The organism is Pseudobutyrivibrio ruminis DSM 9787 (assembly GCF_900218035.1).
GTDB lineage: Bacteria > Bacillota > Clostridia > Lachnospirales > Lachnospiraceae > Pseudobutyrivibrio > Pseudobutyrivibrio ruminis.
In genome coordinates this window covers 123,399-138,601 of record NZ_OBMR01000002.1, presented here as the reverse complement: position 1 = coordinate 138,601, position 15,203 = coordinate 123,399, and the positions used below count along the sequence as shown (strand labels likewise).

Annotated in this window: 17 protein-coding genes; 16 read left to right on the top strand and 1 reads right to left on the bottom strand. The window is 36.7% G+C overall.

Annotation, left to right across the window (positions count from 1 at the left end; translation table 11 throughout):
* The first annotated feature begins 51 nt into the window (after positions 1-51).
* The 6 genes from CRN97_RS00705 (at position 52) to recG (ending at position 7,175) form a co-directional block, all read left to right on the top strand.
* Positions 52-1,329: an FtsW/RodA/SpoVE family cell cycle protein gene (locus tag CRN97_RS00705; protein WP_179670632.1), complete on the top strand. Its 1,278-nt coding sequence runs from the start codon at positions 52-54 to the stop codon at positions 1,327-1,329.
* A complete protein-coding gene (locus tag CRN97_RS00700) occupies positions 1,322-2,752 on the top strand; it encodes a peptidoglycan D,D-transpeptidase FtsI family protein (protein ID WP_097075482.1) in 1,431 nt (476 codons plus the stop codon). The genes CRN97_RS00705 and CRN97_RS00700 overlap by 8 nt, the downstream gene beginning before the upstream one ends.
* A 135-nt stretch (positions 2,753-2,887) precedes the next feature.
* Positions 2,888-3,073, top strand: a complete 186-nt coding sequence (gene rpmB, locus CRN97_RS00695; protein ID WP_015549663.1) for a 50S ribosomal protein L28 — start codon at positions 2,888-2,890, stop codon at positions 3,071-3,073.
* 140 nt (positions 3,074-3,213) lie between these two features.
* Complete coding sequence (locus CRN97_RS00690; protein ID WP_033154141.1) at positions 3,214-3,573, top strand: Asp23/Gls24 family envelope stress response protein; 360 nt, start codon at positions 3,214-3,216, stop codon at positions 3,571-3,573.
* A 13-nt stretch (positions 3,574-3,586) separates the two neighbouring features.
* Positions 3,587-5,122, top strand: coding sequence for a DAK2 domain-containing protein (locus CRN97_RS00685; RefSeq protein ID WP_097075481.1), 1,536 nt, complete (start codon positions 3,587-3,589; stop codon positions 5,120-5,122).
* A 4-nt stretch (positions 5,123-5,126) separates the two neighbouring features.
* Positions 5,127-7,175, top strand: coding sequence for an ATP-dependent DNA helicase RecG (recG, locus tag CRN97_RS00680; RefSeq protein ID WP_242961980.1), 2,049 nt, complete (start codon positions 5,127-5,129; stop codon positions 7,173-7,175).
* Here the strand turns inward: recG and CRN97_RS00675 are convergent.
* Entirely contained in the window at positions 7,143-8,894 is a 1,752-nt protein-coding gene (locus CRN97_RS00675; RefSeq protein ID WP_097075480.1) for an Rqc2 family fibronectin-binding protein, read from the bottom strand. The genes recG and CRN97_RS00675 overlap by 33 nt on opposite strands.
* 140 nt (positions 8,895-9,034) lie before the next feature.
* Between CRN97_RS00675 and CRN97_RS00670 the strand changes: the two genes are divergently transcribed.
* From CRN97_RS00670 to CRN97_RS00625, 10 genes are read left to right on the top strand one after another with little or no spacing between them, the layout of a single operon-like run.
* Entirely contained in the window at positions 9,035-9,913 is an 879-nt protein-coding gene (locus tag CRN97_RS00670) for a YicC/YloC family endoribonuclease (protein ID WP_074788927.1), read from the top strand.
* Position 9,914: 1 nt separating this feature from the next.
* Positions 9,915-10,175: an extracellular matrix/biofilm biosynthesis regulator RemA family protein gene (locus tag CRN97_RS00665; protein ID WP_044934514.1), complete on the top strand. Its 261-nt coding sequence runs from the start codon at positions 9,915-9,917 to the stop codon at positions 10,173-10,175.
* Entirely contained in the window at positions 10,171-10,806 is a 636-nt protein-coding gene (gmk, locus tag CRN97_RS00660; protein WP_044935020.1) for a guanylate kinase, read from the top strand. The genes CRN97_RS00665 and gmk overlap by 5 nt, the downstream gene beginning before the upstream one ends.
* A gap of 2 nt (positions 10,807-10,808) precedes the next feature.
* Entirely contained in the window at positions 10,809-11,051 is a 243-nt protein-coding gene (gene rpoZ, locus CRN97_RS00655) for a DNA-directed RNA polymerase subunit omega (RefSeq protein WP_044934512.1), read from the top strand.
* Positions 11,052-11,054: 3 nt separating this feature from the next.
* Complete coding sequence (rimO, locus tag CRN97_RS00650; RefSeq protein ID WP_097075479.1) at positions 11,055-12,383, top strand: 30S ribosomal protein S12 methylthiotransferase RimO; 1,329 nt, start codon at positions 11,055-11,057, stop codon at positions 12,381-12,383.
* Between the two features lie 11 nt (positions 12,384-12,394).
* Positions 12,395-12,937, top strand: coding sequence for a CDP-diacylglycerol--glycerol-3-phosphate 3-phosphatidyltransferase (pgsA, locus tag CRN97_RS00645; protein ID WP_044935017.1), 543 nt, complete (start codon positions 12,395-12,397; stop codon positions 12,935-12,937).
* Between the two features lie 2 nt (positions 12,938-12,939).
* Positions 12,940-13,419: a CinA family protein gene (locus tag CRN97_RS00640; RefSeq protein ID WP_097075478.1), complete on the top strand. Its 480-nt coding sequence runs from the start codon at positions 12,940-12,942 to the stop codon at positions 13,417-13,419.
* Positions 13,420-13,432: 13 nt separating this feature from the next.
* The gene (gene rsmD, locus CRN97_RS00635) at positions 13,433-13,984 is read left to right on the top strand and encodes a 16S rRNA (guanine(966)-N(2))-methyltransferase RsmD (protein ID WP_097075477.1); all 552 of its coding nucleotides are present in this window, start codon (positions 13,433-13,435) and stop codon (positions 13,982-13,984) included.
* Position 13,985: 1 nt separating this feature from the next.
* Positions 13,986-14,474 (top strand): pantetheine-phosphate adenylyltransferase, encoded by a 489-nt coding sequence (gene coaD, locus CRN97_RS00630; RefSeq protein ID WP_033154133.1) that lies wholly within the window; start codon positions 13,986-13,988, stop codon positions 14,472-14,474.
* 5 nt (positions 14,475-14,479) lie between these two features.
* Positions 14,480-15,193: an ATP synthase subunit B family protein gene (locus tag CRN97_RS00625; protein WP_179670631.1), complete on the top strand. Its 714-nt coding sequence runs from the start codon at positions 14,480-14,482 to the stop codon at positions 15,191-15,193.
* Positions 15,194-15,203 lie beyond the last annotated feature (10 nt).

The window sequence follows — 15,203 nt, the reverse complement described above, 5'->3', positions numbered from 1 at the left end:
TTGGTTAGCGTTCTGATAACTTTTTCCAGAATTACAATTTTAATCTTTGTAATGGTGTTTACACTATTAGATGTTATACAGATATTTGAGGCAAAAATCGGTGAAGATTTATCGGGGATTTTTTCTACTATTCAGTCTATCATGGTGGTCTGTTTTCTGATAAACGGCTCCATCATTTTATACTATGTAAAAGAAGACCCTAGAATTATTATTTTGGCTATTTTTCAGCTGGCTTTATTTATTGCAATAAGCATATCAATGACCAAACTAAACTATGGCAAATCCGGAGCTCTTTTAAATAATATGTTGATGCTTCTAAGCTTTAGTTTTATTGCGCTAGAAAGACTTGATATGAGCAGGGCAACCAGACAGTTTGTTTTTGCCATTGCATCTGCCGGAATTGCTATTTTAGCTATGCTGGTACTTAAAAACATCAAGCATATCAATCGAAAGCTATTTATTTTTGCCCTTGTTGGTATTGCGCTTCTATTAATAGTGCATTTCACAGGAAAGGTGGAGTATGGCGCAAAGCTTTCCCTTTCGTTTGGAGGCATAAGCATACAGCCTAGTGAATTTGTTAAGCTTACTTATCTTTTCTTTATCAGCGGCTGTATAGTGACTTACAAAGATATGCGCGGCTTTCTGTTTTCTACAATAGGAGCTGCATTACATGTTTTGGTATTAGTTTTTTCGAAAGATTTAGGAACAGCTATGATATTTCTTGTTGCCTATGTTTTTATCATTTTCATAGCTTACAAGAATTATATTGTTTTATCGTTGGAATTTATTGTGGCTTTTGCAGGCGGAATATTCGCATACAATAGATTTCCTCATATACAATCTAGATTTATTGCATGGTCTGACCCATTATCAGTTATCGATGATAAAGGATATCAAATTACACAGTCATTATTCGCAATTGGATCTGGAGGATGGTTCGGCTCCGGACTCACAAATGGTCAGCCAAATAAGATACCGGTTGTTACCAAGGACTTCATATTTGCAGCTATTTCAGAGGAATTAGGGGCAGTTGTAGCTATATGCTTAATAGTTATTGTAATGTGCACTAGCATTATGCTTTTTAATAGAGCTTTTGCATGTTCTAGTAGCTTTTATATGTTGATTATCAATGGAATCGCAATTATTTTTTCGATTCAAGCTATATTAAATATTGGTGGTGTAATCAAATTTATACCATCCACAGGTGTCACCTTACCTTTTATCAGCTATGGTGGCAGCTCTTTACTTTCAATGTTTATTTGTTTCTACATCGCACAGTGTTCTGATGAATTAATTTATATAAACAAAGGCAGAAGACGTTATGACTAAAAAGAAGACTACTAAGAAAGCAATTCGAAAAGAAATATATGTTATAGCAATTATGTTTGCCACGGTTTTTATTGCTATGATTGTCTACCTTTCTTATTACGTGAAAGAAGGAGCAAAAGATTTCATATATAATTCTTATAACTCAAGATTTTCAGCTTTTTCAGATGATGTAACCAGAGGTAGCATATATACCGCAGACGGGCATATTATAGCCAAAACAAGCTACGATGATTCCAAACAGGAAATACGTGTATATCCAGACGAAAGGCTGTTTAGCCATGCTGTAGGCTATGTAGATCAGGGAATGGCTGGGCTAGAAGCCTATTATTCATTCGATTTGCTAAAGAGCCACATTTCGCTTAAAGATCAGATTAACAATAATCTCAGCGGCAAGAAAAGCCCGGGAGACGATTTATACACTACATTTGATTATGAAACTCAGGTAGCTGCTTACGAAGGTATGGGAATGTACGACGGGGCAGTAATAGCAATCGAGCCATCTACAGGAAAAGTTGTTGCTATGGTATCCAAACCAGATTACGATCCAAACACAATTGCAACATACTGGAATGACATCAATAGTGAATCAAACAGCAAATCAGTTCTTTTAAACAGAGCTACACAAGGAGCGTATCCTCCTGGTTCAACATTTAAAATTGTTACCACTATAGCCTATTTAAGAGCTAACAATGGTAACTCAGATTTTAGCTACAATTGCAACGGTTCTCTTAAAGTAGGGGATTTTACAATTCATTGTAGTAGTAATAAATCTCACGGTTCAGAGAATCTGTTAAAAGCATTTTCAAATTCCTGCAACAGCGCATATGCATATATGGGAATAAATCTTAATAAAGATGAGTTCACTGAAACTGCAGAGGAATTATTATTTAACGATACATTGCCTACTCAGATTGAAGCTACTAAAGCATCCAATTTTTCTCTTGCAAATAGTGACGATAAGCTTGTTGGTCAAACATCCATAGGTCAGGGTAATACCACAGTTTCACCACTTCATATGTGCATGCTTGTTTCTGCAATTGCAAACGACGGCGAGTTGATGGAACCGTATTACGCTGATAAACTGGTAAGCGCCGAAGGCGATATTGTTAGTCAGACAGATGAAAAGAGTTACGGACAAATTATGTCCGATTCTGAGGTAGATTTACTTAATGAATATATGGAAGCTGTTGTAATGGATGGAACTGCCGATAGCGTAGATTTTGGCGATTTAAAAGTATACGGCAAAACTGGAACAGCAGAGTATACAACAAATAAAAGTATGACCCATTCCTGGTTTGTTGGATACGCAATAGATAATACTGGAAAAGAACTGGCTATTGCTGTTATAATGGAAGGAGCAGGATATGGAAGTAAGCATGCAGCTCCATTGGCAGCAAAGGTTTTTAATGCATATTTCCAGTAACACACTATATTTAAAAAATAAAATCAAGATATAGTGAAAAAATCATTGCAATTTACAATTTGCTTTGCTATAATTCGTTTGTTGCGTTTAGTCAATGCAATTTGTTTTTGAAATAAATTACAAGGAGGTGCAATCATGGCAAAATGTGCAGTTTGTGGAAAAGGCGCTCATTTCGGTAACAATGTGAGCCATTCTCATAGAAGATCCAATCATATGTGGAAGTCTAATGTGAAGTCCGTTAAGTGTAATGTGAATGGAACACCTAAGAAGTTATATGTATGTACTTCTTGTTTACGTTCTGGCAAGGTTGAGCGTGCTTAATCTTACACACGATATTGAAAGTCACTCGGAAGGGTGGCTTTTATTTTTTGTTTTAGGCATTAATCCTTACTTTCATTTTTAGTAAACATAGTATATAATGTTCTCATCATGAGTAAATATGCGAATTTGGAGGTAATTTTATGCAAGGTCAAATGGAAACAGAGCTTGGTAAGATTGTTATAGACACAGATGTTATTGCTACTTATGCCGGTTCAGTTGCAGTAGAGTGCTTCGGCATTGTAGGCATGGCTGCTGTCAATATGAAAGATGGCTTGGTTAAGCTTCTCAAGAAAGATTATTTAAATCACGGAATTAGTGTCAATATCAATGAGGACAACACAATTTCGTTAGATTTTCATGTTATTGTTTCATATGGTGTTAGCGTTGCTGCAGTAGCAGAAAACCTCATCGAAACAGTAAAATATAAAGTTTCGTCTTTTACTGGTTTAACTGTTGATACAATCAATATCTACGTTGAAGGCGTAAGAGTTATTGACTAAGGAGGATTTATACGTGGAGATTCAAACTATCGATGCGTCTTTATTATCAAAGATGTTCCTTTCGGGCGCAAAAAATCTTGAATCTAAAAAGGAATGGATTAACGAATTAAACGTTTTCCCAGTTCCTGATGGTGATACAGGTACAAACATGACTATGACTATCATGTCTGCAGCAAATGCTGTAATGGAGCTTCAGGATCCAGACATGAAGACATTGTCTAAGGCTATTTCATCTGGCTCACTTAGAGGCGCTAGAGGTAATTCAGGTGTTATTTTGTCTCAGCTTTTCCGTGGTTTTACAAAGGTTATTTCAAGCCACGACGAAGTTGATATTCCACTTTTAAATGAGGCCTTTGAAAAGGCTGTTCAGACTGCTTACAAGGCAGTTATGCAACCAAAGGAAGGTACAATTCTTACAGTTGCCCGTGCTGCTGCTGACAAGGCTGCAGAGATGGCTACAAAGACAGACAATATCGTTGAATTTGCTGAAGCTGTTATTGCAGAAGCAGAGGATACACTTGCAAGAACTCCAGATATGCTTCCAGTTTTGAAGCAGGCTGGTGTTGTAGATTCAGGCGGACAGGGTCTTGTTCAGGTTCTTAAGGGTGCTTACGATGCCCTTATTGGTAAGGAAGTTGATTACACAACAGAAGCTGTAGAGGCTCCAAAGGCTAAGCCAGCTATTTCAAAGTATGCTGTTGAATTCGTTATCGAATCCGAGAAGCCACTTGCTTCATACCAGATCAAAGAATTAAAAGCAAAATTAGAGAAGTTAGCATCTGGAAAGGTTTCTGATCTTACAATCACAGAGACAAATTCTGATGAAGTAGTATTCTCTAGCGAAAAAGAAGATGTTAAAGAAGAAGCTCCAAAGTTTACAGAGCCTGCAAAGGAAATGGGATTCGTTTCAATTGCTACAGGTGATGGTCTTACATCTATCTTTACAGAGCTTGGTTGTGACTACATGATTCCAGGTGGTCAGACAATGAACCCTTCTACAGACGATATTCTTTCAGCTGTAGAAAAGGTTAATGCAAAGACTGTATTTGTTTTACCAAACAATAAAAATATCATTCTTGCAGCAAATCAGGCAGCTGCTATTTGTGAGGATAAAAAGATTATCGTTATCCCTACAAAGACAATTCCTCAGGGAATTACAGCTCTTATTTCATTCGCTGCAGACGCTAGCGTTGAAGATAACCAGGCAGCAATGACAGAAGAAATTTCTAATGTAAAGACTGGTCAGGTTACATACGCTGTTCGTGATACTGTTATTGATGACAAAGAAATCAGAAAAGACGACTGGATGGGTATGGGTGATTCAGGCCTCCTTTCTGTAAATGCTGATATTTCAACTGCATTCCTCGAGATGATCGACGAGATGGTTTCTGATGATTCCGCTGTAGTTTCTATCTACTGGGGCGAAGGTTCAAATCAGGATGATGCTCAAGCTCTTGGAGACAAGATCCTTGAGAAGTATCCAGATCTTGAAGTTGAAATTTCAGAAGGCGGACAGGCTGTTTACGCATACATCGTTTCAGTGGAGTAATATTATGGAGTTGTTATCACCGATTGACACTATTAAGGGCGTTGGAGAGAAGACAACTAAATTATTAAATAAGTTAGGAGTATATACCATAGAGGATATACTCCTTTTTTTTCCGCGTACCTATTTAATTTATCCTGAAGTATCTATACCAAACAAAGATAACGTCAATTCACTTGTTAGTATAGCCGGGCGCATCAAGACAAGCCCAAAGATATTTAGAACAAGAAACAAACTGGATGTATTATCAGCAACAGCCTATGTGGATGATATAGCAGTTGATTTAGCCTGGTTTAATTCAAATTATATTAAATCCAGCCTGGAGCCAGGCAAAATATATGTTTTCTACGGAAGGCTATTATTTGACAAGGGTCGATACAAGATTACACAGCCTTTAATATTTGAAAGAGATAAATATGAGGAGATCCGCAAGCAAATACAGCCTATTTATCATTTAACTAAAGGCTTAAGCAACAATCTTGTATTAAAATCAGTTAAAAGTGGATTTGAGCATTGTAACATTCCAGAAAACAGGTTACCTGAGGATATAGAATCCAAAAATGATTTTATGTCATATAAGGATGCGATTTACGCATATCATTTTCCTAAGGATTTTGATGAGCTGGTAAAAGCACGCCGTCGCCTTGCTTATGAAGAAATGTTTTTCTTTATACTTAATTCCCGTTTACAGGAAGAAAAGGGCGTTTCATATCCGAATACATTCAACATCATACATCATCAGGAAACAGACGATTTTAGAAAATCATTACCTTTCGCTTTAACTAATGATCAATTAAAGGTTATTGATGACATTTCTAGTGATTTAACAGGAGAATACATTACTCAAAGATTAATTCAAGGTGATGTAGGAAGTGGTAAAACCATCGTTGCCTTTTTGGCTATGTTGGATGTTGCGTTATCTGGATATCAGGCAGCAATCATGGCGCCTACAGAAGTGCTTGCAAAGCAGCACTATGAAAGCTTTAAGAAATGGGGTGATGATGCTGGATTAGATATTCCAGTAGCTTTATTTACAGGCTCTATGAAGGTTTCTGAAAAGAAAGCTATGCAGAAGCTTGTTGATGAAAATGAGCAATGCTTAATCATTGGCACCCATGCCTTGATTTCAGAAGGCCGAACTTTTGGAGAATTGGCATTAGTAATCACCGATGAACAGCATAGATTTGGCGTACAGCAACGAGATAAGCTTTCCTCAAAGGGAAATCATCCTCATATTGTTGTCATGTCAGCAACCCCAATCCCTAGAACCTTGGCTATGATTCTCTATGGAAATATGCATGTTTCTGCAATCAAGGAGCTTCCAGCTAATCGATTACCTATAAAAACATGCGTAATCAAAGAAAGTATGAGAGCAACCGCTTACAAATTTGTTTCCGATGAAATAGCAAAAGGGCATCAGGTATATATAATTTGCCCACTTGTTGAGGCATCAGAAACAACTGAAGCACAAAACGTTACGGATTACAGCAAGAAACTAAAAGAGCACTTTAAAGATAAATATCAGATTGGTGTATTGCATGGAAAAATGAAGCCTGCAGAAAAAAATCAGGTAATGGATGATTTTGCTAATCATAAAACTGATATATTAGTTTCTACAACTGTTGTAGAAGTAGGTGTAAATGTTCCAAACGCAACAGTCATGATGATTGAAAACGCCAATAGATTTGGTCTTGCAGCTCTTCATCAATTACGAGGACGAGTTGGTAGAGGCGACGCTCAAAGCTACTGTATTTTGATGAATTCAAGCTCTGATAATCATGAATCAGAGCGCTTGAATATTATGCTTAAGTCAAATGACGGCTTCTATATCGCTAAAGAAGATTTGAAATTACGTGGTCCAGGCGATATGTTTGGAGTTCGTCAAAGTGGCGAATTCAGCTTTAAGGTTGCAGATATTTATCAAGATGCTGATGAGCTAGAGATGGCTTCATCTGATGTAGATGAGATATTAAAAAAGGACCCTGAACTGGAAAAACATCCAACTCTAAGGTCCACATTAAACTCATTCTTGGCTAATCAATTTTACGTGCTCTAAGGTAGGAGTAGCCATAAGAGAGTAATTAGTGTAATAAACTACAAAGCCTGCTACAGCGCTAGCGGGCTTTTTTACGTTCTTCTTTTGTAAGTAATCAATCTCAACTTTTTGAGAATCACGACCAGAAGAATAGTAAGCGGCCAACTCTGCAGCATATTCATATGTACTGTCTGGTAATTCCTTACCATTTGCTTTAACAATTACATGACTGCCATGTATCTTTTTTGTATGGAACCACCAATCATTTCCTGTAGCAAATTTAAAAGTAAGTTCATCGTTCTGGTAGTTGTTTTTGCCAACATAAATATCGAATCCATTATCATCAACAAAATGTAATGGTTTGCTTTTCTTGATTTTTTCTTTTTTATTACCAGAATGTTTCTTAATGAATCCGTGATCAGATAATTCGTGTCGAATTTCAGCTAAATCATTTTCATTTTCGGCGATATTCAAAGCAGCCTCGATAGATTGTAGTAATTCCAATTCTTGCTTTGACTGTTCAATATAAATATTGAGAGCTTCTGCTGTTCTTTTTAACTTTGCATATTTATCAAAGTATTTCTTGGCATTTTCGGTAGCAGACAAATCAGGATCAAGAGGTATGGTTAATTCCTTATTGTCATAGTAATTAATAACAGTAATGGATTTATCCTTTGGCTTTGCTTCGTAGCCGTAGGTGTGCAGCATTTCACCGTAAATCTTGTATTTATCGCGTTTCTCTGTATCTTTTTGTTGTTTTAATTGCAAATCAAGCTTCTTAGAAGCTCGCTCTATGTGATTTGTAATAATCTTACGTAAATCAGAGGATTTCTGACGAATGTTTGTGTATTGATTACGCTTAGCGTAAAACTCAATTAATACTTCAGACATTGTCTGGAAAGATTTTGCTTCCATATCCTGATACATTGTAAGGTTAACAGGCGCATATTCAATTGGCTTGCCATTTGCTCCATCTACAATAATATTGTATGAGTAGTTATCATTTCTAATATCATCCATCAAGCCGGTAAAGCTATTCCAAAGCTTATCTTTGTGTTCGTCAAAAAGAGAAGCGCAGCTTGCATCAGAATCAATTCCCGCTCTGAAACAAATTTCATTGGCAATTGTAGGGCTTATACCAATATATGATGACATAAGTTCCCTAAACACGGATTCACTTCGTTTAAGAACTGTATTCTTAAACGAATCCTCTGATGACTCCAAAGGATTTGTTTTGCCTTCCTGGGTTGGAATAAAGTAGTCTCGCCCAGGCAAAACTTCTCTTACTGAACTAACTGAAGATGGAATATGCTTTATGGAATCCAAAATCATATTATCTTCGTTGCAAAAGATTATGTTAGAATGCTTACCCATAATCTCAATATAAAGATATTTGTATGTAATATCACCCATTTCGTTTAAATGCTGGATTTTAAAGCGAACGGCGCGTTCCATTCCCATTTGAGAAATTTCAATAATTCTTCCTGCGCCTATATGCTTTCTAAGCAACATACAAAATCCAGGAGCTTGGGCTGGTGCAGTTTTATTCTCATCTGTGATATACATAAATGGAAGAGAAGCGTTTGCTGATATTAACAATCGTTTGTTTCCATTTTGAGTATTTATAGTAATCAATAATTCCTCTTTTTCAGGCTGAGAAATTTTATTGATTTTTCCATTCAAAAATGTCTCGTTAAATTCATGTACTAAAGCATGAATAGAAATACCATCTAATGCCATTTTCTTGTCCTTTCAAAGTAGTAGTACTTCATCCTTTATTATTGACTATCATGATACATTTAATTATAATTAATTACAACTGTGTACACTTCAGAGTAATGTAATTTTTATTATAAAATTCTAAGGAGAGACATCTTCACATGGTTCGTAGTATGACTGGATACGGCAAGGGCTTTGCTGAAAATTCTGATGCCCGTGTCACAATAGAAATGAAGTCTGTTAATCACAGATATCTTGATTTAAATATCAAACTCCCAAAGAAACTTAATTTTTTAGAGAGTGTAGTTCGCAACAAAATTGGCGAAAGTATTTTTAGAGGAAAGGTAGATGTTTACATCACTTTACTCGAGCATTCTGATGCCTGCTATCAGGTATCTATCAACGATGCTATGGCAGCTAAATACTATGAATCTATTTCTGCTATGGCTGAAAAGCTCGGTGTAGACAACGATATGAAGGCTAGCAGCATTGTTCGTCTTCCAGATGTTATTGAGCTTACAGAAAATGATGCCGACGAAGATAGTCTGAAGGAATTAGTGCTTTCAGCTCTTTCAGATTGCATCGATCAATTCGTAGAGTCAAGAATAGCAGAGGGCCAGCGTTTAGAATCTGATTTAGTTTCTAAGATGGATGACATGCTTGTTCTCGTTGACAAGCTTGAAAAACGTAGTCCACAGATTATCGAAGAATACAAAGCTCGTCTTACTTCAAAGATTCAAGAGCTTCTTGATGATACTAAAATCGACGAAGCACGTATCGCTCAGGAAGTCACTATGTACGCAGATAAGATTTGTATCGATGAAGAAATGGTTCGTTTAAAGAGTCATGTAGCTGAAACCAGATCAGTATTTGATTTAGATAAGGAAGTTGGTAGAAAGCTCGATTTCCTTGCACAGGAGCTCAATCGTGAAGCAAATACCATTCTTTCAAAATCAACAGATGTTGAAATTGCTGATATCGGCATCACTCTTAAAACACTTATCGAAAAGGTTAGGGAGCAGATCCAAAATATAGAATAATATGGCTTTTATAAATATAGGTTTTGGAAACATTATTAATAGCAATAAAATTGTATCGATGATCACCTCCGATTCGGCACCTTCAAAGCGTATAGTTGCCAATGCAAAAGAAAAAGGCAACATAATTGACGCAACACAGGGGCGTCGCACTAGATGTGTGATAATATGCGATGAGTATGTGGTTTTATCTGCACTTATGCCAGATACAATAGCAAATAGAATTAGCGATAATTCATTTAAGGAGGAGATAGACAATGATTAGTGATAAAGGTCTTGTAATTGTCCTTTCAGGCTTTTCAGGAGCTGGTAAAGGAACAATCATGAAGCATTTGCTTGAGGCACATCCTAATGATTACAATCTTTCAATTTCCGCTACAACACGTGATATTCGTGCAGGAGAGAAGGATGGAAGAGAATACTTCTTTAAAACAAGAGAAGAATTCGACAAAATGATAGAAAACGACGAGTTACTTGAGTATGCAACTTTCAATGGTAACTCATACGGAACACCTCGTGCTTACGTTGAGCAGTTAATCGAGCGTAAAAAGGATGTTATCCTTGAAATAGAAATCCAGGGTGCACTTCAGGTTAAGAAAATGTTCCCTGATGCACTTTTACTTTTCACAATGCCACCATCAGCCAAGGAGCTTGAAAACAGACTTGTTGGCAGAGGCACAGAAACAGATGAAGTAATCAAAGAGAGACTAGCAATTTCATGCAAGGAATCTCAAAACATGGACAAGTATGATTACCTGATTGTAAACGATTCATTGGAAAAAGCTGTAGATCAGGTTCATAATATAATTCAGGCTGAACATTATAGAGTAGAAAGAAATCATTCAGCTATTAAAGAAATGCAAGAAGAATTAAAGATATTTGAAAGGAGTAATTAATTATGATACATCCATCTTATGTTGAACTTATGGAAAAGGTAAATGAAAATGTTGAGGTTGGAGAGGAGCCAGTTGTAAACAGCCGTTACACAATCGTTGCTGCTACAGCAAAGCGTGCTCGTCAGATTATCGACGGAGCTGAGCCACTCATCAACTGCCAGAAGGGTGAAAAGCCACTTTCAATCGCTGTTAATGAACTTAACGAAGGCGCTATTAAAATTATTAATGAGGATGCAAACAACTAACCTATGAATGTATTATTTGTTTCATTAGGCTGCGATAAAAACCTTGTTGATTCAGAGCATATGCTTGGTGATCTTATTGACCACGATTTCACAATTTGTGACAACGAGGAAGACGCAGATATCATTGTTGTTAATACATGTTCTTTTATCGCTGATGCAATGGAGGAAAGTATCCAGACTATCATCGATTTAGGAGCATATAAGGAGTCAGGCAAGCTTAAGGGACTTATTGTTTCTGGGTGTCTGGCTCAGCGTTTTACTGAGGATATTCTCGAAGAGCTTCCTGAGGTTGACGCTATCATTGGAACTAATTCCTATGATGAATTAATAAATGCAATCAATATAGTCTTAGAAAAGAACGGTGAAAAGCCTGTTTTCAAGAAAGAATTAAAAGGGCTTCCTAAGGATGGCCGAAGAGTTCTTACAACAGGTGGTCACTATGCGTACCTTAAGATTGCTGAAGGCTGCAACAAACGCTGCACCTACTGTATAATTCCATTCTTACGCGGCGATTATCGCTCTGTACCTATGGAAAAGCTTTTGGCAGAAGCAAAACAGTTGGCTGCAGATGGAGTAAAGGAACTCATTCTTGTTGCCCAGGAAACAACAGTCTACGGTATGGATATTTATGGCAAGAAATCACTCACAGATCTTCTTCACAAGCTTTGTGAAATCGATGGGATTGAATGGATTCGTATTCTTTATGCTTACCCTGAGGAAATCACTGATGAGCTTATAGAATGCATGGCATCTGAGCCAAAGATTTGCCACTATATCGATATGCCTATACAGCATTGTAATGATCAGCTTCTCCATAATATGGCTAGAAAGACAAATAAAGCTGACATTATGAATATAGCAGACAGATTGCGCAAGGCTATGCCAGATATTTCCCTTAGAACCACTTTGATTTGTGGCTTCCCAGGGGAAACAGAAGAGATGCATGAAGAGCTTTTACAGTTTATCAAGGATATGTCTTTTGATAGACTTGGCGCTTTTGCCTACTCAAAAGAAGAAGGTACTGTAGCTGCTACTTGGGACAATCAAGTAGATGAAGATTTAAAGAAAAAATGGTTAGATGAGGTTATGCTTTGCCAAAAAGATATATCTTTATCTAACAATAAAAAATACATCGGAAGAACCCTGAGAGTTTTCATTGAAGGAAAGCTTCCAGAAGATGGAGTCTTTATAGGTAGAACATATCGCGACACACCTTCAGTGGATGGTTTTATTTTTGTAAATAGCGATACTGAGCTTACCAGCGGACAGTTCGTAGATGTTGAAGTTACAGGTTTTGACGAATATGATTTAATAGGAGATGTAAAGTTATGAATTTAAAGGAAATGAATTTACCTAACAAACTTACATTATTCAGAGTTGTACTTATTCCTTTTTTTGTTTTATTTTTACTTATCAACCCTGAAAATCAAGCACTTCGTATTATTGCTGATTTAATCTTTATTGTAGCATCTCTAACAGATATGTTAGATGGAAAGATTGCACGTAAATACAATCTTGTTACAAATTTTGGAAAGTTTATGGACCCATTGGCAGATAAGCTTTTAGTTTGCTCAGCAATGATTTGTCTTATTTCTACAGGCCAGTTATATGCTTGGATTGTTATTATTATTGTAGCGAGAGAGTTTATTATTTCCGGCTTTAGACTTATAGCTGCTGAAAATGGTGTTGTTATAGCTGCAAACATTTTTGGAAAGCTTAAGACTGTTTCACAGATGATTATGATTATCATCCTTGTTGCAAACCTTCCATTCGGTTGGTTGCAGGTATTAGGACAGGTGTTCATTTGGGTATCACTTGTACTTACAGTTCTTTCACTTGTAATATACATTTACCAGAATAGTGAAGTTCTCAAGGAGCAGAACTAATTATGGAAATTTCCAGTATTCTTGAAAGATTGATAGCTAACAAGCTTACAGTTTCAACTTCTGAATCTTGTACAGGTGGCATGATTGCAAGCTCTATTGTAGATTTTCCAGGAGCTTCAAATTGTTTCAATGAAGGATATGTTACATATTCCAACGAGGCCAAAATCAAGAATTTAGGCGTAAAAGATGAAACACTTATGGCATACGGTGCTGTTAGTGAACAGACTGCAAAAGAAATGGCTATCGGAGTCAAGAAAAAGGCAAAGGCTGATTTCGGTTTATCCTCAACCGGTATAGCTGGTCCAGGAGGCGGTTCTCCAACTAAGCCAGTAGGCCTAGTTTATATTGGATGTTCATATGGTGAGTCCAACGTAAAGGTTAAAGAATTGCATTTGACTGGAAGCAGAACAGAGGTTAGAGCGCAGGCTACAAATCTCGCATTTCAGCTTCTAGATGAATGCATGAGAGAACTTAACATATAATGAGGTAATAATTTTGAGAATAATTTCCGGAAGTAAACGTGGGATGAATTTACAGACTCCCGAAGGCCTCGGCACCAGACCTACTTCTGATAGAATCAAAGAAACATTATTTAATATGATTTCTTTTGATATACCTGGTTGCAGATTCTTAGATTTGTTTTCAGGTAGCGGTCAAATGGGTATCGAAGCTCTTAGTAGAGGAGCAAGTGAAGCTGTTTTTGTAGAAAAAGATAAAGCAGCCATCTCATGCATCGAAAATAATTTATCCAAAGCAAAGTTCACAGATGAAGCTACACTTTACAAAGAGGACGTATTTTCTGCTTTGAACAAGCTAAATGGAAATGAAGAATTTGATTTTGTTTTTATGGATCCTCCATATAACAAACTTATAGAAAAACAGGTTCTAGAAGTATTGGCAAACAAAAGCTATATTTCTAACGAAACCACCATTATAGTAGAAGCCAGTCTTGATACAGATATAGACTATGTTTCAGAATTAGGCTATACAATTACCAAAGAAAAACTATACAAAACTAATAAGCATATATTTTTAAAGAAGGCGTAAAATGAGACGAGCAATTTATCCAGGAAGCTTTGACCCAATCACTTATGGGCATCTTGACATTATTAAAAGGGCTAGCAAGCTTTGTGATGAACTTGTTGTTGGCGTTTTAAATAACAAGCAAAAAAATCCGTTGTTTTCCATTGATGAACGTGTTAACATGATAAGAGAATTGACTGAAAATTTAGACAATGTAAAGGTCGATTCTTTCGAAGGACTTACAGTAGACTTTGCAAAGGCAAAGGATGCACAGGTAATAATTAGAGGGCTTAGAGCTGTTACTGATTTTGAAATAGAAATTCAAATAGCTCAATCTAATAAAGTTCAATATCCTGATTTAGAGACTTTATTTATGCCTACATCTTTAAAATATTCTTATTTGAGTTCTACAGTCGCAAAGGAATTTGCGTCTTATGGAGGAGATATCAGCCTATTTGTTCCACCTCAGGTTATACCTCTCATAGAAGCCAAAATTAAAGACAAGGAGAAGTAATTACCATGGCAAGTACAAGCAAAATTGAAGATATCATTGACGAAATCGAAGCTTATATTGATGATTGTAAGCCATCTGCTTTTTCTACAAACAAAATCGTAGTTAACAAGGACGAGCTTGAATCACTTTTACAGGAGCTTAGAACAAAGACTCCTGATGAAATCAGAAAATATCAGCGAATGATTGCAAACAGAGAACAGATTCTCGCAGATGCAAAAGCAAAGGCTGATGAAATAATTAGTCAGGCACAGATTCAGACAAACGAACTTGTTTCTGAACATCAAATTATGCAGCAAGCATATGCTCAGGCTAATGAAGTTATTCTTATTGCGCAGAAAAACGCTCAAGAGAAAATCGATAGAGCTACAGAAGATGCTAACAACATCAGAATGGGGGCTATCGCTTATACAGATGAGCTATTAGCAAATATCCAAACTATACTTGCAAATGCAATTGACACAACAAGAGCACGTGACGAGGCATTCCTTGGCACAATGCAGGTTTACTTAGATACAGTTAATGGAAACAGAGCAGCGCTTGTTCCTGATTCATTAAATGACGGCGATTCTGATCCAGCTCAGAGTTTAGATTCTACAGGTGATGCAGCTGTGAATGAGCCAGCTCCACAACAGCAGGCAGATGTCACTTCAAACAGTAATGATGCTGATGAGGATTTACCAGCACTTGATATTCCTGAGCAGTTCTTTAACAAGGAATAATCATAAGTTT